Origin of the sequence: Cellulomonas phragmiteti, from assembly GCF_016862775.1 — a bacterium.
GTDB classification, from domain to species: Bacteria; Actinomycetota; Actinomycetes; order Actinomycetales; family Cellulomonadaceae; genus Cellulomonas; species Cellulomonas phragmiteti.
The window spans coordinates 1-19,377 of the sequence record NZ_BONP01000003.1; the positions used below are offsets into that span (position 1 = coordinate 1).

The following is a 19,377-nucleotide window of genomic DNA, read 5'->3' on the forward strand; positions in this document are numbered from 1 at the left end:
GCTGCTCCCGCTGCGCCGGCTCCCGCTGCTCCGCCGGCACCGGTCGCCGTGCCTCCCGTGCCGCCGGCCGCGGCGCCCGCCCCCGCCTCCGCGACCCCGGTGGTGCACGCCGTCGCCGACGTCGCGACACCCCTGGTGGGGGCGGTGGGCGGCGCTCTGCACGACGTCACGTCGGGCGCCGGGGAGCTGCTCGCACCCGTCGCCGGTGGGGTGGCTCCCGTCGTCGAGGCCGCGTCGCCGGTCACGCACCGGCTCGACCTCGTGGGTGGCCCGCTCGCGCCCGTCGGCGAGGCCGTCGTCCCGGTGGTCGACGTCCTCGCGCCCGTCGGTGGCGCGTTCGCCCCGGTCGGTCGGGCCCTCACGCCGCTGGGCGAGGCGCTGGCGCCCGTGGGTGGCGCGCTCGCGCCGCTCGGTGACGCGCTGGCGCCGCTGACGCGCCCGCTCGCCCCCGTCCTCGGGCCGGTCCTGGAGCCGCTCGCCCCGACCCTGACTCCGCTCACCCCGGTGCTCGAGCCGCTCCTGCCGGTGCTCACCCCGGTCAGGCAGCTGCCGCCGTGGTCGCCTCCCGGTGCTCTCGACCCGCCCGCGGCCGGCCCCGCCGCCCTGCCGGGGCGCGCGCCCGGCGCGGCTGGTCCTGTGCACGTCGCCGACGCGGCGCCGATGTCGCCCGACGCCGTCGTCGCGGCCCCGTCCCTCTCGTCGTCCGTCGGCGTCGGGCCTGCGGCGAGCGCCGGGGCCCTGGCGCGTGTCGCGTCCGGACCCGTGTCGACATCGGCCACAGCTGACCCCGCGGACGGCGAGGTGACGCCGGAGCTCCCCGGCGCGCCGCTGCCCGGTTCGCCCGACGCGCCCGCGGCCCCGCCCGCCGGGACGGCCACTGGCGGCGCGCCCGGCGCGGCGTCGCGTCCGGCGCCCGAGGCGGTGCCCTCGGGCATCGCCGACGCCGCCGCGCTCCACCTGCTCGCGACGCTGACCGCCGGGCAGGACACGTGCCCGGCGGGCCCCGTCCTCGAGGTCCCGCACAGCCCCGCCTGACCGGACCGCCCGCGCCGTCGTGCGCGGCACGCGTCCACCGCGCCCCGAGCGGGCGCTCCCGTTCCTCAGGCAAGGAGCACGACCATGCACACGTACATCCGTCGAGCGCTGCACACGGCGCTCCTCGCAGGTGGCCTCGTCGCCGCCGGGGCCGCCGCGGCCCAGGCCGTCCCCACGGACGGCACCCTCCTCGACGTCGACATCACGCTGGGTGCCGACCACGCGGGAGGCGACGGGGGACTGATCGACCTCCCCGTCACCGTGCCCGTCGACATCTCGGGCGTCGCGCTCGGCGTCCTGGGTGACGCCACGGTCACGCGGGCCGCCCCCGCTCCGGTGGAGCCGCCCGCCCCCGCGCCGGCGGCCCCGGCACCCGAGCCGGCACCCGAGCCGGCACTCGTCCAGGTGCCGGTGACGGTGCCTGTCGACGTGTCCGGTGTCGCCCTGGGCGTCCTGGGCGACGCCGAGGTCACCGAGGCGGCGCCAGCGCCCGCTCCGGCCGCTGCACCGACCGCTCCGGCGCCCGCCGCGGAGCCGACCGGCCCCGCGGTCGTCGAGGCGCCCGTGACGGTGCCCGTGGACGTCTCGGGCGTCGCGGTCGCGATCGGGGGCGACGCCACCAGCGCGAGCACGGGCACCGCTCCCGCAGGCCCGGCACCGCAGGGCGACGCACCGGCGGCCACGGCCGGCGGCACGCTCGTGGACGCTCCGGTCGTCGCCCCCGTGGACGTGTCGGGGGTGGCCCTGGGCGTCCTGGGGGACGCCACGGTGACGGGGACGGGCACCTCGGTGCCGCACCCCGCGGCGTCCTCCGAGGGCACGGACCGCGCTCTCGTCACGGCTCCCGTCACGGCGCCCGTGCGGGTCGGCGGCGTCGCCGTCGCGGTGCTGGGTGACGCCGAGGTGGCCGGCACGGAGCCGACCGGCACCGGTCCGGGCGCCACCGCGCCGAGCACGGACGGCGGTCTCGTCGCGCTGCCGGTGACCGTGCCGGTGGACGTCTCGGGCGTCGCGCTCGGGGTGCTGGGGGACGCCACGGTGGCACGGGTCGTCCCGGAGGGGGCCGACCCGGTGAACCCGGCCGACCCGGTGAACCCGGTGAACCCGGCCGACCCGGCCGATCCGGCCGACCCGATGAACCCGGCCGACCCGGCCGACCCCGCGCAGCTGCCGGACCCGGCCTCCCCGGTCGGCGTCTCGGGGCGGAGCGGGTCGGGCGGTGACGGCACGGTGACCACGGGCGGCACGGTGACCGCGGGCTCCACGGTGACCACCCGCGCCACGGTGGCCGCCGGTGGCGCGGTGCGGACGGACCGGTCGGTCCTCGGCGCCGGCGCGTCGGACGTCCGGGGCCTCGCGGCACCGGCAGCCCCGGCCGAGCGCGCGGCGCTCGCCCGGACCGGCGCCGAGCCGTGGCTCGCGCCGCTCGCGCTGCTGCTCCTGACGGTGGGGATCGGCCTGCGGCGGCACGCCGCGCGCGGCCGCTCCCAGGGCGTCGTGACGGCCGCGCGGACCAGCGCGGTGACCGTGGTGCCGCGGCAGCGCGGCGCGACCGACGCGTCGTGAGCGTGCCGGTCGGCGGGGACGGGTGGACCGTCCCCGCCGACCGGGCGTCAGCGCGTGGCCTCGAGCCGCGCGAGCTCGGCCGCGACGTCGTACCCGGGCTCGGGCCAGCCGAGGTCCAGGTCGACGAGCGCGCGGTGCAGCAGCGCGCTCACGGCCAGCCGTGCGTACCACTTGCTGTCCGCCGGCACGACGTGCCACGGCGCGACCTCGGTGCTGGTCCGGTCGAGCACCTCCTGGTACGCGGCCTCGTACGCGGGCCGCCTGGCGCGCACGTCGACGTCCGACGGGCTGTACTTCCAGTGCTTGTCCGGCCGCTCGAGGCGCTCGCGCAGCCGCTGGTACTGCTCCTGGCGCGACACCCACAGCGCGACCTTGACGATCGTGGTCCCGGCGGCGGCGACCTGCGCCTCGAAGCGGTTGATCTCGTCGAACCTCTTCTGCCACACCTCCGGGGCGACCAGCTCGTCCACGCGCACGACCAGCACGTCCTCGTAGTGCGAGCGGTCGAAGACGCCGATGCTGCCGCCGCGGGGGAGCGCCCGGCGGACCCGCCACAGGTAGTGGTGGCGGCGCTCCTCGGCGCTCGGGACGCCGAACGACCGCAGCGCGACACCCTGCGGGTCCACGAGGCCGAGCACGTGGCGCACGATGCCGCCCTTGCCGGCGGTGTCCAGGCCCTGCAGGACGAGCAGCACGGAGCGCTGCCCCCCGGTGCGTCCGTGCGCGAACAACCGTTCCTGGAGGTCCGAGAGCTCGCCCCCCACCGCCGCCAGGGCCTGTTCGCCGTCGGACCGTGACCCGTCGAACCCGGGCGTGGCACCCGGGTCGACGTCCGCGAGCCGGAAGCCGGGGCGCACGCGCAGCAGCTCCGTGACGGCGTCACCGCGCACGAGCAGGTCGGTCGCGCTGCTCTCGGTCCCGCTCGCTGCCCCAGCCGTGGCGCGAGCCTTCGTCCGGGCCTTCGCCGCCTTGTCCGTCCCGGCCTCCGCCGCCTTGTCCTGCTTCCCGGCCTTCGCCGCCTTGTCCTGCTTGCCCGCCTTCGCGGACCTCTCCGCCGTGCCGGACCCCGCGCTGCTCTTCTTCGTGCCCTTCGCCATGACGGTCTCCTCGTCGTGATGCGGGTGGTGGGTGCGCGCGCTCAGGGACGTGCGGCGAAGCGCTCGAGCAGGTCGGCGTGGCCGCCGACGATGACCAGGTCGTTGGCCGAGATGCGGGTGTCGGGTGTCGCGTACTGGAAGTCGATCCCGGGCGACTTCACGCCGATGATCGTCACCCCGTACCGCTCGCGGACCTTGGACTGCGCCAGCGTGAAGCCCTGCGTCTCCTTCGGCGGGCGCATCTTGACGACCGTGAAGCCGTCCTCGACCTCGATGTAGTCGAGCATCTTGCCGCTGACGAGGTGCGCGACGCGCGAGCCGGCGTCGGCCTCCGGGAGCACCACGTGGTGCGCACCGATGCGCTGCAGGATGCGGGCGTGCTCGGAGCTGATGGCCTTGGCCCAGATCTGCGGCACCCCGATGTCGACGAGGTTGCCCGTGATGAGCACGGACGCCTCGAGGTACGAGCCGACGCCGACGACGGCGACGGGGAACTCGCGCGCACCCAGCTGCTCGAGCGCGTCGGGGTTCACGGCGTCCGCCTCGACCAGGGGGATGCGACCCGCCCACTGCGCGACGAGCTCCGGGCTGCGCTCGACGGCCAGCACGTCCTGGCCCAGGCGGTCGAGGGTCGCCGCGATCGCGGAGCCGAACCGCCCGAGGCCGATCACGAGGACACCCTGGTCCTTCTTGGGGGCGCGGGGCGCGGTGCGGGCGTCGCCGCCGGCCGGGCGCGGGCTGTCAGCCAATGATGGGCCTCTCCTCCGGGTAGCGGATGACACGACGACGGTTGCGCAGCGCGAGCGCGGCCGCAAGCGTCATGGTGCCGGTCCGGCCGATGAACATGAGTGTGACGAGCAGGTACTTCGCGGGTGGGGGCAGGTCCGCGGTGATGCCGGTGGACAGGCCGCACGTGGCGAACGCCGAGATCACCTCGAACAGGATGCGGTCCAGCGTCAGCCCGGTCATCGCGAGCAGCAGCAGGGACGCGACGAGCACGATCGTCGCGGAGATGAACCCGACCGCGATCGCGACCTGCAGCGTCTCGCGCGAGATCCGCCGGCCGAACGCCTCGACGTCGCGGTCGCCGCGGCCCTCGGCGACGATCGCCAGCAGCATGACGGCCAGGGTCGTGACCTTGATGCCGCCGGCCGTCGACGCGGACCCGCCCCCGACGAACATCAGCGCGTCGAGCAGCAGCCACGTGCCCTCGTGCATCTGGCCGACGTCCACCGTCGAGAAGCCGCCCGAGCGCGGCATGACGCCGGCGAACAGGGAGGCGAGGACCGTGCCGCCGGCGTCGAGCGGCTGGAACGTCCCGGGGTTGGTCCACTCGAACGCCGCGACGACGACGGACCCGAACGCGAGCAGCCCGAGGCTGGTCGTGATCGTCAGCTTGGAGTGCAGGCTCCAGCGACCCGGCTGGCGCAGGTAGCTGGCGACGTTGAGGATCACGGGGAACCCGAGGGACCCGATGAACACGCCGATGATGATCGGCAGCAGCATCCACCAGTCGGAGACGAACGGGCTCAGGCCCTCCGCGGTCGGCACGAACCCGGCGTTGTTGAACGCCGAGACCGCGTAGAAGCCGGCGTGCCACGCGGCGGTGCCGACGGGCTCGCCGTGCACGAGCAGCCGGGGGAACAGCACGATCGCGATGACGACCTCGAGCGCCGTGGACGTGACGATGACGGTGCGCACGAGCGACCCGACCTCGCCGAGCCGTGTCACCTTGGTCTCCGAGGAGACCAGCAGCCGCTGCGTGAGACCGATGCGGCGCGACACCGCCATCCCCAGCAGCGAGGCGAGGGTCATGACGCCCAGCCCGCCGATCTTGATGGCGAGCAGGATGACGACCAGTCCCCACGCCGACCAGTACTCCCCGGTCGGGACGACGACCAGACCCGTCACGGTGGTCGCGGACGTCGCGGTGAACAGCGCGTCCACGAACGGCGCCCGCTGCCCGTCGGCGGTCGCCCACGGGGCCGAGAGCAGCGCGGTGATGATGGCGATCACGAGGGCGAACACGCCAAGCGCGAGCCGGGCGGGGGACTGCCGGGCGGACCGGTCGACGTAGTCGCGCGCGCGCCACAGCAGGCCGGGCCCCGTCGCCATCCGACCTCCTGCCGCCGTGCTCGTGCTGACAGCACACTCTGGCACGCGGTGCCCGCGTCCACGCACCGGCGCGGCGGCCGCGCCACGGGGCCGGTCAGGTCGACACGTCCGCCACGGCGGTGGGACGGTGGGCCCATGTCCCCCACCGACGACCCGGCCGGCGGCGGCCGCGCGACGCTGCGGGTGGTCTGGTCGACGGAGCTGCTCGCCTACGACTTCGGCTTCGGGCACCCCATGACGTCGGACCGGATCGACCTGACGATCGCGCTCGCGGCCCAGCTGGGGCTGCTCGACGCGCCCGGCGTCGAGCTGGTGGGCGCGGAGCCGGCGTCCGACGCGCTGCTGGCCACGGTCCACGACCCGCAGTACGTCGCCGCCGTGCACGCCGCGGCCGAGCACGGGGTGCCCGACCTGGTCCGTGGGCTGGGCACGCGGGACGACCCGCTGTTCCCCCAGATGCACGAGGCGGCCGCGCGGGTCGTCGCGGGCACGGTCGACGCCGCGATGGCCGTGTGGGAGGGGCGGGCCGAGCACGCGCTGAACGTGGGGGGCGGCCTGCACCACGCGCAGCCCGGTGCGGCGTCCGGGTTCTGCGTGTACAACGACGCGGCCGTGGCGATCCGCGCCCTGCTCGACGCGGGTGCGCGGCGGGTCGCGTACGTCGACGTCGACGCGCACCACGGCGACGGCGTGCAGGCGGTCTTCTGGGACGACCCGCGGGTGCTGACCGTGTCGGTGCACGAGACGGGGCACGCGCTGTTCCCCGGCACGGGCTACCCGACGGAGACCGGCGGGCCGCTCGCGGACGGCACCTCGGTCAACGTGGCGCTGCCCTCGCGCACGGACGACCGCGGCTGGCTGCGCGCGATCGAGGCGGTCGTGCCGGCCGTGCTGCGCGAGTTCGCGCCGGACGTGCTCCTCACCCAGCACGGGTGCGACACCCACCGGATGGACCCGCTCGCGACCCTGCGCGTCTCCGTGGACGCGCAGCGCGTGGCCGCGACGATGCTGCACGACCTGGCCCACGAGGTCTGCGACGGCCGCTGGGTGGCGCTGGGCGGCGGGGGGTACGCGATCCTCGACGTGGTGCCCCGGACGTGGTCGCACCTGGTCGGCGTCGCGTCCCACCGGCCGGTCGACCCGCAGACCCCGCTGCCCGCGACGTGGTTGGACGCGGTCCGCCAGCGCTACGGGCGCGAGGCGGTGCCGTGGATGACGGACCACGAGCCCGCGACGTTCCGGCCGTGGTCCGCCGGGTACGACCCGGCCGACGACGTCGACCGGGCCGTCCGTGCGACGCGCAACGCCGTCTTCCCGTCCCTGGGCCTGGACCCCGAGCTCGACTGAGCAGCGTCCGCGCACCGCGCCGCGGTACGGCCGGGCGGGTGTCTCCCCTTTCCCACCTGTCACACCCGCCACTACTGTGATCCGAGCACCCGGCACGTCGGGTGCGCGACGCCGGCGCGCCCCGGCCTGCGGGAGGGCCGGAGCATGAGCGAGGGGCAGAGCGGTCCCCAGGGCCGCGTGCGGTTCCTCACGGTCGTCGAGGTCGCGGACCTCATGCGGGTCTCCCGGATGACCGTGTACCGGCTGGTGCACGCGGGCGAGCTGCCCGCCGTGCGGGTGGGGCGGTCGTTCCGGGTGCCGCAGGACGCGCTGGACGCGTACCTGCGCTCGTCGGCCACCGTCGAGCCCGAGGACCTGGGCGAGGGGCGCCGCACCTCCTGACCGACCCCCACGGGGCTCGGTGGCGGCCGCCGTTCGCGGTCGTGGGACCGGATCGCGTAAGGTGGGCGCTCGGACTTCTGCGTGCGTGGGTGATTCGGGTGGGCCCGATGCGCACCGCGCGTCGATCGACCACCATCTCGCGACCATGTCGGGTCGCGACCGGACACGAGTGAGGACCGCTATGGGTTCCGTCATCAAGAAGCGTCGCAAGCGCATGGCGAAGAAGAAGCACCGCAAGCTGCTGCGCAAGACGCGCCACCAGCGCCGCAACAAGAAGTGAGCTGACCGCCGCACCGCGGCGCGCAGTGCACCACGGGCCCGGTCGGACGACCGGGCCCGACGTGTGTCTGCCCTCACGGGCGAGGTCTACAACGATGTAGCCTGGCCCCGGTCCGCGATCCTGGAGCGCGGACGGCGGGCGCGGCCCGCCACGCGACGACGCGGCGACGATCGACGAGGCGGCCACGGTGAACCGACGACGCAGCGGTGCGGTGACCATGCACGACGTGGCCGCACGCGCCGGGGTGTCCATCAAGACCGTGTCCAACGTCGTCAACGGCTACCCGTACATCCGCGCGGAGACGCGCGAGAAGGTCGAGGCGGCGATCGCCGCGCTCGGGTACCGGGTCAACGTCGTCGCCCGCAACCTGCGCCGCGGGCGCACCGGGATGATCGGCCTCGCCGTCCCCGTGCTGTCCCTGCCGTACTTCGCCGAGCTCGCCGACTCCGTCATCCGCGCCGCCGAGGAGCGCGGCCTGACGGTGCTCATCGAGCAGACCGGTGGCGTGCGCGCGCGCGAGCTCGAGGTGCTGCACGGGCAGCGACGCCACTTCACGGACGGCCTGATCTACTCCCCGCTCGCGCTCGGCCCCGACGACGCCCACGAGCTCGACGGCCTCGACCACCCCCTGGTGCTGCTGGGCGAGCGCATCTTCGACGCACCCGCGGACCACGTGACCATGAGCAACGTCGAGGGGGCCCGTGCTGCGACGCAGCACCTGCTGGACCTCGGCCGGCGGCGGATCGCCGTCGTCGGCGGCGACCCGCACGAGACCGTCGGCGCGGCGGCGCTGCGCGTGCAGGGCTACGCCGCCGCGCTGGCGGACAACGGCGTGCCGTTCGACCCGGCGCTGCTCGGCGACGCCGGCCTGTGGCGCCGCGCCTCGGGTGCGCAGAGCATGGCGCGGCTGCTCGACGCGGACCTGGGCGTCGACGCCGTGCTCGGGCTCAGCGACGTGCTCGCCCTGGGCGCGCTGCACACCCTGCACCTGCGGCGCATCGACGTGCCGGGGCGGATCGCGGTCATCGGGTTCGACGACATCGAGGAGGCCGCGTTCTCGGCGCCCACGCTCTCGACCGTGCACCCCGGGCGCGAGCAGATCGCGACCACAGCGGTCGACCTGCTCCTGGAGCGCATCGAAGGGCGGGACCCCGGTGCGCCGTTCCGCCGGGTGGTGGCGGACTTCGCGGTCGTGCCGCGCGAGTCGACGCTCGGCCGCGGCGGCCCGGCCTGACCACCGCTGCGCACGCACCGGCTGACAGCGACGACGACCCGAGGAGGTCCCCGATGACCGTGGCACCGACGCCACCCATGGGCTGGAACAGCTGGGACTGCTACGGCACGACCGTCACCGAGGACGAGGTGCTGGCCAACGCGCGCTTCATGGCCGAGCACCTGCTGCCGCACGGCTGGGACACGGTCGTGGTCGACATCGACTGGTCCGACCCCGCGGCGCGCCCGCACGGGTACACCCCGGACGCGGACCTCGTGCTCGACGAGCACGGCTACCCGCAGCCGGCGCCCGGGCGGTTCCCCTCGGCCGCCGACGGCCGGGGGTTCGCCGACCTCGCCGCGCAGGTGCACGCGCTGGGCCTGCGCTTCGGGGTGCACGTGCTGCGCGGGGTCCCGCGCCGGGCGGTGGCGGCACGGCTGCCCGTGCGTGGCGCGCCCGCCGGCGCCGCGGCGACGACCGCCGACATCGCGGACACGGCCTCCACCTGCTCGTGGAACGGGCACATGTACGGGCTCGACCACACCCACCCCGCGGCCCAGACGTGGCTCGACGGCCTGGTGGCGCAGCTGGCGTCCTGGGGCGTTGACCTCGTCAAGGTCGACGACGTGCTCGCGCCCTTCCACGCCGACACCGTCGTGGCGTGGTCCCGGGCGATCGAGCGGTCTGGCCGCGACATCGTGCTCTCGCTGTCACCGGGGACGGGGCTGTCGACCGCGCACCTGCCGCTGCTGCGCGCGCACGCCCACATGTGGCGCGTCTGCGACGACCTGTGGGACCGCTGGGAGGACGTCCACGCCAACTTCGCCCGTCTGGCCCGGTGGGCGCCCTTCCAGCAGCCCGGTGGCTGGGCCGACGGCGACATGCTGCCGCTGGGCCGGATCGGCATCCGCGCCGAGCGCGGCGAGGACCGCTCGTCGCGCCTCACCCCCGACGAGCAGCGCACCCTGCTCACGCTGTGGGTCATGGCGCGGTCCCCGCTGATGATGGGCGGCGACCTGCCCACGTCGGACCCCGCGACGATCGCCCTGCTGACCACGCCCGCGGTCGGCCACGTGCTGCGCACGGCGACCGACGGCCGCGAGCTGCTGCGCGAGCCCGCCGACGACGGCGAGGTCGTCGTCTGGTCCGCACGCTGCGGCACCGGGCCGACGCACTACGCGGCGGTCTTCTGGACCGGTGCGGCGTCCCGCGTGCAGCGGCTGCCGCTGTCCGCGGTGCTGGGGGACGACCCGCCGGCCGACCGGTGGACCGTCCGGGACCTGTGGACGGGGGACCTCCTGCCCGACCCGGTGCGCGACCCCGGCAGCCCGGACACGGTACTCACGCTCGAGGTGCCGTCGCACGGGGTGCGGTGGGTGGCGCTCGACCCGGCCTGACGCGTGCGCGCCGTCCGGGCGGGTGTCAGAGCGGGCGCTCCAGCACGTAGTCGTCCTCGATCCGGGTGCCGACCCGGAAGTGCTTGACCCCGACCACGGCGAACCCCTCGCGCGCGTAGAACGCCTGGGCGCGCGCGTTGTGCTGGTTGACCCCCAGCCACATGCCGGCGCCGCCGAGCGCCCGCGCGTGGTCGAACGAGGTCCGCAGCAGCGTGGACGCGACGCCCGCGCCGTGCAGCGCCGGGTGCACGTAGCACTTCGACAGCTCGACGGTCGGGCGGATGTGGACGGCCGCGCGGGCGTCGTCGTCGGCGGGGTCACCGGCCACGAGCAGGGTGTAGCCCAGGAGCTCGTCGTCCGGCGTGGCCGCGACGAGCACCGCGCGCCCGGGCGCGGACGTGTGCTGCGTGAAGCGCTCGGCGCTCAGGTGGGCGTCGAGGAACGCCCGCTGGTCGGCCGCCGTCGAGCCCGGTGGGCACGCGAGCGGGAACGTCACCGCCGCGAGGTCGGCGAGCGCGTCCGCGTCCTGCGGGCGGGCGGTGCGCACCGCCCAGTCGGTCCTGGTCGTCATCCGGCCCCCATGCGCCGTCGGATCGAGCGGCGGACGGCCCGGGCGACCACGGCGACGGCCCAGGCCAGCCCGGCGAGGCTCGCGGCGTTGACGCCGCGCCGTGCCTGCCGCCGGCGCGAGCGGAACTCGCGCACGGGCCACCCCACCTCGGCGGCGTGCCGGCGCAGCCGGCCGTCGGGGTTGATCGCGCACGGGTGCCCCACGGTGGACAGGATCGGCACGTCGTTGGTCGAGTCGCCGTAGGCGTGGCACCTGCTGAGGTCGTACCCCTCGCGCGCGGCCAGCGCACGGACCGCGCTCGCCTTGGCCTCGCCGTGCAGGAGGTCGCCGACCAGCCGGCCGGTGTAGAACCCGCCCTCGTGCTCGGCGACCGTGCCCAGCGCGCCGGACGCGCCGAGCCGCCGCGCGATGAGCTCACCGATCTCCACGGGTGTCGCCGTCACGAGCCACACGGCGTGGCCGTCGGCCAAGTGGGCGTCGAGCAGTGCGCGCGTCCCGGGGTAGATGCGCAGGCTGAGGACCTCGTCGTAGACGTCCTCCGCGATCGCGGTGACCTCGGCCACCGAGTGGCCGCGCATGATGTCCAGCGCGCGGGTGCGCAGCTCGTCGATCTGCTCGCGGTCCTCGCCGAACACCCGGTACCGGGCCTGCTGCCACGCGAACCGGACGAGGTCGCGCTTGCGGAAGAAGCCGCGGCCGTACAGGCCGACGGCGAGGTGGAACGAGCTCGCGCCCCGGATGATCGTGTTGTCGACGTCGAAGAAGGCGGCGACCGGCGTCCCCTCGGGCACCAGCTCGGCGCGCGGCGTCTCGACCGTGGCAGCGACGACCGCACGCTCGTCCGTCCCGTCGCCCGCGTGCACCCGGCCACTGTAACGAGCGTGGCCCCGCGCGTCGCGGACCGTCCGGCGTGCGTGCGGCCCGCGGGCTAGCGTGGGCCCCGTGAGCGGTGCGACGACGCCTCGGGTGGTCCTCTACGGACGGGCCGGCTGCCACCTGTGCGACGACGCGCGGGACCTCGTGGCGCGCGTGTGCGCCGAGCTCGGGGCCTCGTGGGTGGAGGTCGACGTGGACGTCCCGGCGCCGGACGGCAGCGTGCTCGCGGACGAGCTGGGAGAGCTGGTGCCGGTCGTCGACGTCGACGGCGTGCGCCGCGGCTACTGGCGCATCGACGAGGTGCGCCTGCGCCGGGCTCTCGCGACGGGCGCCGGCAGGCCCTAGCGTGTGACTCCAGGCGACGGGGCCGTGCCGGCGCCGCGGGTGACGGAGGGGCGCGTGGACGATCGGCGCACGGCGGGACGCCGCAGCGGCGACCGGCGCGCAGGGCAGTCGGTGCCCCCCGCGACGGTCGCTCGGCTGCCGGGCTACCTGCGCGCGCTGGAGGCGACGGCGTCGCAGGGGGCGGTCCTCACCTCCTCCGACGAGCTCGCGGCGCGCGCGGGCGTGACGCCCGCGCAGCTGCGCAAGGACCTGTCCTTCCTCGGCTCGTACGGGCGCCGCGGCGTGGGCTACGACGTCGGCCACCTGCGCGAGCAGATCACGGTGGTGCTCGGGCTGGCCGACGTGCGGCGCGTGATCGTGGTCGGGGTGGGCAACCTGGGCCACGCGCTGGCGAACTACGCGGGCATCGCCGAGCGCGGGTTCGCCCTCGTGGGGCTCGTCGACGCGGACCCGGCGGTCGTCGGGTCGACGGTGGCCGGGCTCGTGGTCGAGCCGGCCGACGACCTGCGGGGCGTGGTGAGCCGCACCGGCGCGACGATCGCGGTGCTGACGACCCCGGCCGCGGTGGCGCAGCAGGTGTGCGACGAGCTCGTCGCGGCGGGGGTGGTGGGGATCCTCACCTTCGCACCCGGCGCGCTGCGTGTGCCCCCGCACGTCGACGTGCGGGCCGTCGACGTCGCCTCCGAGCTGCAGATCCTCGCCTTCCACGACCGCGCGCGCAGCGCGGACGGGGGCGCGTCGTGACGGGCGCGGTGCGTGCCGGTGGGGCCGGGCCGCGGGGTGGACGCGCCGCGGGGGCGCGACCGGTCGGGTCGCGCCCCCGCGGGGACGTGCGTGCCGGCGGCTGCCGGCGGGCGGCTCAGGCCTTGATGGCGGAGACGTCCAGGTCGATGCGCACCTTGTCGGCGACGAGCACGCCACCGGCCTCGAGCGCGGCGTTCCAGGTCAGGCCGAAGTCCTTGCGCGAGATGGTGACGGTCGCCTCGAAGCCGGCGCGCGTGTTGCCGAACGGGTCCACCGCGGTGCCGTTGAACTCGGTCTCGAGCTCGACCTCGTGCGTCACGCCGTGGATCGTCAGGTCGCCGACGACCACGTGGCCCGCGCCGGACTCGCGGATCGCGGTCGAGGCGAACGTCCACTCGCCGAAGGTCTCGACCTCGAAGAAGTCGTTGCTCTTGAGGTGCCCGTCGCGGTTGGCGTCACCGGTGTTGACCGTCGAGGGGTCGAGCACGACGGTGACCGACGACGACGCGAGGTCCTCGCCGACCGTGAGGGTGCCGGAGGTCACCGCGACGGTGCCGCGGACCTTGGAGATGCCCGCGTGGCGGACGGTGAACGACGCCTCCGTGTGCGAGGGGTCGATGGTCCAGGTGCCGGTCGTCAGGCCGGTGGGCAGCGCGGTCATGAGGTCCTCCGTGTTCGGTGCCGAACGCGATCGTTGATTCGACAAGTATCGGTTGTTGATATTTCTACTACAGTGGGGTGCGAGCCGCAACCCCTCCAGGAGGACGACGTGCCGACCCCGACCGCCGACCTGTCGACCGACGACGCCGCCGCGGGCCGCCCGGGCACCGGCGGGCCCGACCCGCGGCCCGAGCAGGCCGACGTGCGCTGGCTGACCGCGGAGCAGCAGCAGCAGTGGCGCGCGTTCCGGGACGGCACCGCCCTGCTCTTCGACGTCCTGGCCCGCGAGCTCGACGACGACAGCGGGCTGTCGCTGGGGGAGTACGAGGTGCTCGTGCGGCTCTCCGAGGCGCCCGGGCGCGCCCTGCGCATGTCCGAGCTGGCCGACGACCTCGCGCACTCGCGCAGCCGCCTCACGCACACCGTGGCGCGCATGGAGCGCGACGGGATCGTGCGCCGCGAGCCCGCGCGCGACGACGCCCGCGGCGTCAACTGCGTGCTCACGGAGCGCGGGTGGCAGGTGCTCGTGGCGGCGGCCCCCGGGCACGTGGAGTCGGTCCGCGCGCACCTGGTCGACGTCCTCGACGCCGAGCAGCTCGCCGCGCTCGGGGACGCCATGCGGGTCGTCGTCGAGCGGCTCCGGACACCGGACTGCCCGCCCCCGGGTGCCGGCCGCGCGTCGTCCGCCTGAGGCGCGGCCGGGGCACCCAGGAGACTTTGCGAGACTGTGCACATGGTCGCCACGACGGTCCACCTGCTGCGGCACGGTGAGGTCCACAACCCCGAGGGACTCCTGTACGGCAGGCTGCCCGGCTACCGCCTGTCCGAGCGCGGGCAGCAGATGGCCGAGCTCGTCGCCTCGACGCTCGCCGGCGAGCACGACGCGCCACGGCGCGACGTCGTGGTCGTGACCGCGTCCCCCCTGCAGCGCGCCCAGGAGACGGCCGCTCCGATCGCCGCCGCCTTCGGGCTCGCCGTCGGGACCGACGACCGCCTCATCGAGGCCGCCAACCACTTCCAGGGCATGGCCTTCGGCGTCGGCGACGGCTCCCTGCGCCACCCCGGCCACTGGCCGCACCTGCGCAACCCGTTCCGCCCGTCCTGGGGCGAGCCGTACGCGGAGCAGGTGGACCGCATGCTCGCCGCGGTCGACGCCGCCCGCGTGGCCGCCCGCGGGCACGAGGCCGTCCTCGTCAGCCACCAGCTGCCGATCTGGGTGACCCGGCTCGCGGTCGAGAACCGCCGGCTCTGGCACGACCCGCGGCGGCGGCAGTGCGCGCTCGCCTCGCTCACGACCCTGCGGTTCGAGGACGACACGCTCGTCGGCGTCGGCTACGGGGAGCCCGCCGCCGCGCTGCTGCCCGGCGCCTCGCCCGTCGCCGGGGCCTGACGTGCACCGCCGCCCCGTCGCCGGCCGTGCCGTGAACCGCGCGGTGACCCGCGCCGTGACCCGTGCCGCGTGCGTCGTCGCCGCGCTCGCGCTCGCGCTCGGCGGGTGCGCGGCCGCCGACGACGGCGGCACCACGGCGGACGTGGTCGACCAGGGCTACCAGTCCGGCGACGGATCGACGACGACGTGGGCCCGCGCCGACCGCCTCGGGCCGCTCGAGATCAGGGGCACCGACTACGAGGGCGGCACGCACGACCTCGCGCAGTGGCGCGGGGACGTCGTGCTGCTCAACACCTGGTACGCCGCGTGCCCGCCGTGCCGGGCCGAGGCGCCCGACCTCGCGGACGTCGCGACGGACTACGCCGAGCAGGGGCTGCACGTGCTCGGTATCAACAGCCGCGACGCGGCCGGGACCGCCCAGGCGTTCCAGCGCCAGCTGGGCGTGCCGTACCCGTCGCTCGACGACACGAGCGGGTCCGCCGTCGCCGCCCTGCAGGGCGTGGTCCCCGTGAACGCCGTGCCCACGACGGTCCTGCTCGACCGCGACGGCCGGGTCGCGGCGCGCGTGCTCGGCCTCGTCCGGCCGTCGACCCTGCGGGCGCTCGTCGAGGACCTGCTCGCGGAGGAGGCGACGTGACGTCCGGCGTCGTCGCGCTGGGCCTGGGGTCGACGGTCGTCGACGGGTCGCTGCTGCTCGCCGTGCCCGTCGCGCTGCTCGCCGGCGTCGTGTCGTTCGCCTCGCCGTGCGTGCTGCCGCTCGTGCCCGGGTACCTCGGGCTGCTGGGCGGGCTCGTGGGCGGGGACGCGCGGCCCGCGCCCGGCGCGCGGCTCGGGCTCGTCGACGCGACGGACGTCGTGCGGCTCGGTGCCCCGCCCGTCCCGGCGGCCGCGCACGTCCCGCTCACCGACGCGGCGACCGGACCCGCCACGCCGTCCGCGGCGGCAGCCGCCACCGCGGCCACCGCGGCCACCGCGGTCACCACGGCGCCCGCCACCGCCGGGCGCCGCACGCTCCTGCTCGGCGTCGTGCTGTTCGTCGCCGGGTTCTCGAGCGTCTTCGTCGCGTTCGGGGCGCTCGCGGGCTCGCTCGGTGCCGCGCTGTGGGAGTGGCAGGACCCGGTGAGCCGCGTGCTCGGTGCGGTGACCGTCGCGCTCGGGCTGACGTTCCTGGGCGCCCTGCCGTTCCTCGGCGGCGAGCGCCGGCTGCGCGTCGCCCCGCGCGCCGGGGTGTGGGGGGCGCCGCTGCTGGGCGTCGCCTTCGGGCTCGGCTGGACCCCCTGCATCGGCCCGACGCTCGCCGCGATCCTCACGCTGTCCCTCACCGGCGGGTCCGCGGGCCGGGGCGCGCTGCTCGCCGCGGTGTTCTGCGTGGGGCTGGGGCTGCCGTTCGTGCTCGTCGGGCTCGGTCTGCAGCGCTCGCAGCGCGCCCTCGGGTGGCTGCGTCGGCACCGGCTCGCCGTGCGCCGCACGGGTGGCGCCGTGCTCGTCGTCCTGGGTGTGGCCCTCCTCACCGGCGCCTGGGGGACGTGGGCGGCCTGGCTGCAGGGTGCCCTGACCGGCGGCGACCCGTTCGTGCCCGCGCTGTGAAGGACGACGTGACCCGCGACGACGTGACCCCGCCCTCCGCACCGGCGTACCGCCCCGAGGGGCTCGACGACGCGTTCACCGACGGCGGCGACCCACGACCCGCCGACGCGGGGTCCGGCTCCCTGCCCGCCCTCGGGCTCGTCGGCTGGCTGCGCTGGGTGTGGCGCCAGCTGACGAGCATGCGCGTCGCCCTGCTGCTGCTCGTGCTGCTGGCCGTCGCGGCCGTGCCCGGGACGATGTTCCCGCAGCGCCCGCAGGACCCGGCGGCCGTGGCCGCCTACCTCACCGACAACCCGTCGACCGGCCCCTGGCTGGACCGGCTCGGGTTCTTCGACGTCTACGCCTCGGTGTGGTTCTCGGCCGTCTACCTGCTGCTGTTCGCCTCCCTCGTCGGCTGCATCGTGCCGCGCACGCGCGTGCACGCCGCGGCGCTGCGCGGCCGCCCGCCGCGCACGCCGCGCAGGTTCGGGCGGTTCCCGGCGCAGGGGGAGGGGACCTCGGACGACGAGCCGCGGGTCGTCGTGGAGCGTGCCGCGGCGGTGCTGCGCCGGCGGCGCCTGGGGGTCCCGTGGTTCCGCGCCGACGTGCACGACGAGGGCGCCGGCACGTGGTCGGTGTCCGCGGAGCGCGGCTACCTGCGCGAGACCGGCAACCTCGTGTTCCACCTGGCGCTGCTGGGCCTGCTGGTCGCCATGGCCACCGGCCAGATGCTGCACTACCGCGGCCAGGCGATCGTCGTCCAGGGCACGGGGTTCGCCAACGTGCAGGCCGCCTACGACACGTTCGAGCGGGGGACCGCCTTCGACCCCGCCGACCTCGAGCCGTTCACGTTGCGGCTGGACGAGTTCGAGTCCCGGTTCGACCCCGTGACCCTGCAGTCCCGGGACTTCACCGCCTACGTCACGGTCACCGAGCCCGGCGGCGAGCCCGTGGAGCGCACCGTCAAGGTCAACCACCCGATCGTCGCCGGGGGTGCCAAGGTCTACCTGCAGGGCAACGGGTACGCCCCGGCCGTCACCGTGCGCGACGCGTCCGGCGAGGTCGCGTTCTCCGGTGCCGTGCCGTTCCTGCCGCAGGACGCCGTCTACACGTCGCGCGGCGTCGTCAAGGTGCCCGACGTGGCGGACGGCCAGCCGCAGATCGGCCTCGTCGGGTTCCTGCTGCCCACGGCCCAGGAGCCCGCGCCGGGACTGTGGCGCTCGGTCGACCCGCAGCCGCAGGACCCGCTGCTCGTGCTGTCGGTGTGGGCCGGCAACCTGGGGCTCGACACCGGCGTCCCGCAGAACGTCTACCGGCTCGACGAGTCGCGCATGGAGCAGGCCGTCGACGACGACGGCGACGTCGTCACGCTGTACGTGCGCCCCGGCCAGACCGTCGAGCTGCCGGACGGCCTGGGCACGCTGACGTTCGACGAGCTGCCGCGGTTCGTCGCGCTCGACCTGCGCCACGACCCGTCGCTGGCGTGGGTGCTGACGTTCTCGCTGCTCGCCCTGGCCGGCCTGACCGCCTCGCTGTTCGCCCCGCGCCGGCGGCTGTGGGTGCGGGCCGCCCCCGGGCAGCGCCGGGACGAAGGTCCCGGCGCCGGGACTACAGTGGTCACGGCCGCCGGGCTCGCCCGTGGTGACGACGTCGGCCTGCAGCCCGAGCTCGACCGCGTCCTCGCGCGCGTGCTCGGTGCGCCGGCCCCGTCGCACGACGCGACCGGGCTCGACACCCCGCAGGAGGGCAGGACATGAGCGTCGCCGAGCTGAGCGACCTGTTCGTCTGGTCGGCCGCGACCGCGCTGACGATCGCGCTGATCGCGTACTCGGTCGACCTCGCGCGGCTCACCGAGGCCGCGCAGGCCGCCCGTGCCGCGGCGCGCGAGCCCGTCACCGTCGGGGGGCCCTCGGTCGCCGCGGCGACGGCGCCGTCGGGGGTCACGGGCGGCGCCCGCGGGACCCGGGCGACCGGCATCGCGCGGTCCACCCTCGTGCTCGGCACGCTCCTGCTGCTCGTGGGCATCGTGCTGCGCGGCGTGGCGGCGGGACGCTCACCCACCGCCAACATGTACGAGTTCACGATCCTCGGCACCTTCTGCGCGCTCGTCGCGCTCCTGGTCATGCAGCGCCGCCGGCCCATCGCGTTCGTCGGGGTCGTCGTGTCGGGCATCGCCGTGCTGGCCCTCGTCCTCGCGCTCAACACCCTCCACGTGCAGGCCGACGCGGTGCAGCCCGCGCTGCAGCGCTACTGGCTCGTCATCCACGTCGGTGTCGCGATCATCGCGACCGGCATCTCGACGGTCGCGTTCGCGACGACGGTGCTGCAGGTCCTGCGCGACGCGCGGGACACGGGTCGCTCGCGCCTCGAGCGGCCGTGGTCGCGGCTCGACGGCGTCCGCCAGGCGTTCCACGGCGCCCGCGTCACCGGTCCGTCGTTCGCGTGGCTCGAGCAGGTGCCCGACGCGCGCCGGCTCGAGGCCTCCTCGTTCCGGCAGCACGCGGTCGGCTTCGTCCTGTGGACGCTGACCCTCATCGGCGGCGCGATCTGGGCGGAGGAGGCCTGGGGCCGGTACTGGGGCTGGGACCCCAAGGAGGTCGGCACGTTCGTCGCCTGGGTCGTGTACGCCGCCTACCTGCACGCCCGCACCACGCGCGGGTGGGCGGGCCGGCGTGCGGCCTACCTCGTGTTCGTCGCGTACGGCGTCGTGCTCGCCAACTTCACGGTCGTCAACCTCTACATCCCCGGCAACCACTCGTACTCGGGGCTCTGAGCCGCGCCACGGACGTGCGGC

General features: G+C 75.8%; 21 protein-coding genes. 15 read left to right on the forward strand and 6 right to left on the reverse strand.

Annotated features, from left to right (window positions below; translation table 11 throughout):
- Window positions 1-1,035: hypothetical protein (locus tag Cph01nite_RS03245; RefSeq protein WP_203671105.1), on the forward strand; the 1,035-nt coding region annotated here is incomplete at its 5' end.
- Between the two features lie 84 nt (window positions 1,036-1,119).
- Window positions 1,120-2,601: a hypothetical protein gene (locus Cph01nite_RS03250; protein ID WP_203671107.1), complete on the forward strand. Its 1,482-nt coding sequence runs from the start codon at window positions 1,120-1,122 to the stop codon at window positions 2,599-2,601.
- A 47-nt stretch (window positions 2,602-2,648) separates the two neighbouring features.
- Here the strand turns inward: Cph01nite_RS03250 and Cph01nite_RS03255 are convergent, their stop codons facing one another.
- Genes Cph01nite_RS03255 through Cph01nite_RS03265 form a run of 3 tightly spaced genes read right to left on the reverse strand, consistent with a single transcriptional unit; the run spans window position 2,649 to window position 5,813 of the window.
- A complete protein-coding gene (locus Cph01nite_RS03255) occupies window positions 2,649-3,698 on the reverse strand; it encodes a PPK2 family polyphosphate kinase (protein WP_203671109.1) in 1,050 nt (349 codons plus the stop codon).
- Between the two features lie 41 nt (window positions 3,699-3,739).
- Complete coding sequence (locus tag Cph01nite_RS03260; protein WP_203671111.1) at window positions 3,740-4,447, reverse strand: potassium channel family protein; 708 nt, start codon at window positions 4,445-4,447, stop codon at window positions 3,740-3,742.
- A complete protein-coding gene (locus tag Cph01nite_RS03265) occupies window positions 4,440-5,813 on the reverse strand; it encodes a TrkH family potassium uptake protein (RefSeq protein ID WP_203671113.1) in 1,374 nt (457 codons plus the stop codon). The genes Cph01nite_RS03260 and Cph01nite_RS03265 overlap by 8 nt, the downstream gene beginning before the upstream one ends.
- Window positions 5,814-5,948: 135 nt before the next feature.
- On the opposite strand from Cph01nite_RS03265, the gene Cph01nite_RS03270 reads away from it, so the two are divergent.
- The 5 genes from Cph01nite_RS03270 (at window position 5,949) to Cph01nite_RS03290 (ending at window position 10,431) form a co-directional block, all read left to right on the forward strand.
- Complete coding sequence (locus Cph01nite_RS03270; protein WP_203671115.1) at window positions 5,949-7,160, forward strand: acetoin utilization protein AcuC; 1,212 nt, start codon at window positions 5,949-5,951, stop codon at window positions 7,158-7,160.
- 144 nt (window positions 7,161-7,304) lie between these two features.
- The gene (locus Cph01nite_RS03275; RefSeq protein ID WP_203671117.1) at window positions 7,305-7,541 is read left to right on the forward strand and encodes a helix-turn-helix domain-containing protein; all 237 of its coding nucleotides are present in this window, start codon (window positions 7,305-7,307) and stop codon (window positions 7,539-7,541) included.
- 181 nt (window positions 7,542-7,722) lie between these two features.
- Entirely contained in the window at window positions 7,723-7,821 is a 99-nt protein-coding gene (locus Cph01nite_RS03280; RefSeq protein ID WP_003792170.1) for a 30S ribosomal protein bS22, read from the forward strand.
- Between the two features lie 217 nt (window positions 7,822-8,038).
- Window positions 8,039-9,055, forward strand: a complete 1,017-nt coding sequence (locus Cph01nite_RS03285; RefSeq protein WP_203671521.1) for a LacI family DNA-binding transcriptional regulator — start codon at window positions 8,039-8,041, stop codon at window positions 9,053-9,055.
- A gap of 53 nt (window positions 9,056-9,108) precedes the next feature.
- A complete protein-coding gene (locus Cph01nite_RS03290) occupies window positions 9,109-10,431 on the forward strand; it encodes a glycoside hydrolase family 27 protein (RefSeq protein WP_203671118.1) in 1,323 nt (440 codons plus the stop codon).
- 25 nt (window positions 10,432-10,456) lie between these two features.
- Here the strand turns inward: Cph01nite_RS03290 and Cph01nite_RS03295 are convergent, their stop codons facing one another.
- On the reverse strand, window positions 10,457-11,002 hold the full coding sequence (locus Cph01nite_RS03295; protein ID WP_203671120.1) for a GNAT family N-acetyltransferase: 546 nt from the start codon (window positions 11,000-11,002) through the stop codon (window positions 10,457-10,459).
- A complete protein-coding gene (locus tag Cph01nite_RS03300) occupies window positions 10,999-11,865 on the reverse strand; it encodes an HAD family hydrolase (RefSeq protein WP_203671122.1) in 867 nt (288 codons plus the stop codon). Before Cph01nite_RS03300 ends, Cph01nite_RS03295 begins: the two co-directional genes overlap by 4 nt.
- 79 nt (window positions 11,866-11,944) lie before the next feature.
- On the opposite strand from Cph01nite_RS03300, the gene Cph01nite_RS03305 reads away from it, so the two are divergent.
- Together Cph01nite_RS03305 and Cph01nite_RS03310 are read left to right on the forward strand one after the other, a co-directional pair.
- Window positions 11,945-12,223: a glutaredoxin family protein gene (locus Cph01nite_RS03305; RefSeq protein WP_203671124.1), complete on the forward strand. Its 279-nt coding sequence runs from the start codon at window positions 11,945-11,947 to the stop codon at window positions 12,221-12,223.
- 54 nt (window positions 12,224-12,277) lie between these two features.
- A complete protein-coding gene (locus tag Cph01nite_RS03310; protein ID WP_203671126.1) occupies window positions 12,278-12,967 on the forward strand; it encodes a redox-sensing transcriptional repressor Rex in 690 nt (229 codons plus the stop codon).
- Window positions 12,968-13,082: 115 nt separating this feature from the next.
- On the opposite strand, the gene Cph01nite_RS03315 is transcribed toward Cph01nite_RS03310, so the two are convergent.
- Complete coding sequence (locus Cph01nite_RS03315) at window positions 13,083-13,628, reverse strand: YceI family protein (protein ID WP_203671128.1); 546 nt, start codon at window positions 13,626-13,628, stop codon at window positions 13,083-13,085.
- A 108-nt stretch (window positions 13,629-13,736) separates the two neighbouring features.
- Between Cph01nite_RS03315 and Cph01nite_RS03320 the strand changes: the two genes are divergently transcribed.
- The 6 genes from Cph01nite_RS03320 to ccsB are packed head-to-tail and all read left to right on the forward strand — an operon-like array spanning window position 13,737 to window position 19,356.
- Window positions 13,737-14,318 (forward strand): MarR family winged helix-turn-helix transcriptional regulator, encoded by a 582-nt coding sequence (locus tag Cph01nite_RS03320; RefSeq protein ID WP_373307536.1) that lies wholly within the window; start codon window positions 13,737-13,739, stop codon window positions 14,316-14,318.
- Between the two features lie 42 nt (window positions 14,319-14,360).
- Window positions 14,361-15,017, forward strand: a complete 657-nt coding sequence (locus Cph01nite_RS03325; RefSeq protein WP_203671130.1) for a histidine phosphatase family protein — start codon at window positions 14,361-14,363, stop codon at window positions 15,015-15,017.
- Window positions 15,018-15,060: 43 nt separating this feature from the next.
- Complete coding sequence (locus tag Cph01nite_RS03330) at window positions 15,061-15,654, forward strand: TlpA family protein disulfide reductase (RefSeq protein WP_239069003.1); 594 nt, start codon at window positions 15,061-15,063, stop codon at window positions 15,652-15,654.
- Window positions 15,651-16,604 (forward strand): cytochrome c biogenesis CcdA family protein, encoded by a 954-nt coding sequence (locus Cph01nite_RS03335; RefSeq protein ID WP_203671131.1) that lies wholly within the window; start codon window positions 15,651-15,653, stop codon window positions 16,602-16,604. The genes Cph01nite_RS03330 and Cph01nite_RS03335 overlap by 4 nt, the downstream gene beginning before the upstream one ends.
- An 8-nt stretch (window positions 16,605-16,612) precedes the next feature.
- Entirely contained in the window at window positions 16,613-18,340 is a 1,728-nt protein-coding gene (gene resB, locus Cph01nite_RS03340) for a cytochrome c biogenesis protein ResB (protein WP_203671133.1), read from the forward strand.
- Entirely contained in the window at window positions 18,337-19,356 is a 1,020-nt protein-coding gene (gene ccsB / locus Cph01nite_RS03345; RefSeq protein WP_203671135.1) for a c-type cytochrome biogenesis protein CcsB, read from the forward strand. Before resB ends, ccsB begins: the two co-directional genes overlap by 4 nt.
- Window positions 19,357-19,377 lie beyond the last annotated feature (21 nt).

What these genes read in the sequence shown, in the direction of transcription:
- Cph01nite_RS03250 (WP_203671107.1), top strand. Translation starts at nt 1,120, where the DNA reads ATGCACACGTACATCCGTCGAGCGCTGCACACGGCGCTCCTCGCAGGT.
- Cph01nite_RS03255 (WP_203671109.1), bottom strand. Translation starts at nt 3,698, where the DNA reads ATGGCGAAGGGCACGAAGAAGAGCAGCGCGGGGTCCGGCACGGCGGAG.
- Cph01nite_RS03265 (WP_203671113.1), bottom strand. Translation starts at nt 5,813, where the DNA reads ATGGCGACGGGGCCCGGCCTGCTGTGGCGCGCGCGCGACTACGTCGAC.
- Cph01nite_RS03270 (WP_203671115.1), top strand. Translation starts at nt 5,949, where the DNA reads ATGTCCCCCACCGACGACCCGGCCGGCGGCGGCCGCGCGACGCTGCGG.
- Cph01nite_RS03275 (WP_203671117.1), top strand. Translation starts at nt 7,305, where the DNA reads ATGAGCGAGGGGCAGAGCGGTCCCCAGGGCCGCGTGCGGTTCCTCACG.
- Cph01nite_RS03280 (WP_003792170.1), top strand. Translation starts at nt 7,723, where the DNA reads ATGGGTTCCGTCATCAAGAAGCGTCGCAAGCGCATGGCGAAGAAGAAG.
- Cph01nite_RS03285 (WP_203671521.1), top strand. Translation starts at nt 8,039, where the DNA reads ATGCACGACGTGGCCGCACGCGCCGGGGTGTCCATCAAGACCGTGTCC.
- Cph01nite_RS03290 (WP_203671118.1), top strand. Translation starts at nt 9,109, where the DNA reads ATGACCGTGGCACCGACGCCACCCATGGGCTGGAACAGCTGGGACTGC.
- Cph01nite_RS03295 (WP_203671120.1), bottom strand. Translation starts at nt 11,002, where the DNA reads ATGACGACCAGGACCGACTGGGCGGTGCGCACCGCCCGCCCGCAGGAC.
- Cph01nite_RS03315 (WP_203671128.1), bottom strand. Translation starts at nt 13,628, where the DNA reads ATGACCGCGCTGCCCACCGGCCTGACGACCGGCACCTGGACCATCGAC.
- Cph01nite_RS03325 (WP_203671130.1), top strand. Translation starts at nt 14,361, where the DNA reads ATGGTCGCCACGACGGTCCACCTGCTGCGGCACGGTGAGGTCCACAAC.
- ccsB (WP_203671135.1), top strand. Translation starts at nt 18,337, where the DNA reads ATGAGCGTCGCCGAGCTGAGCGACCTGTTCGTCTGGTCGGCCGCGACC.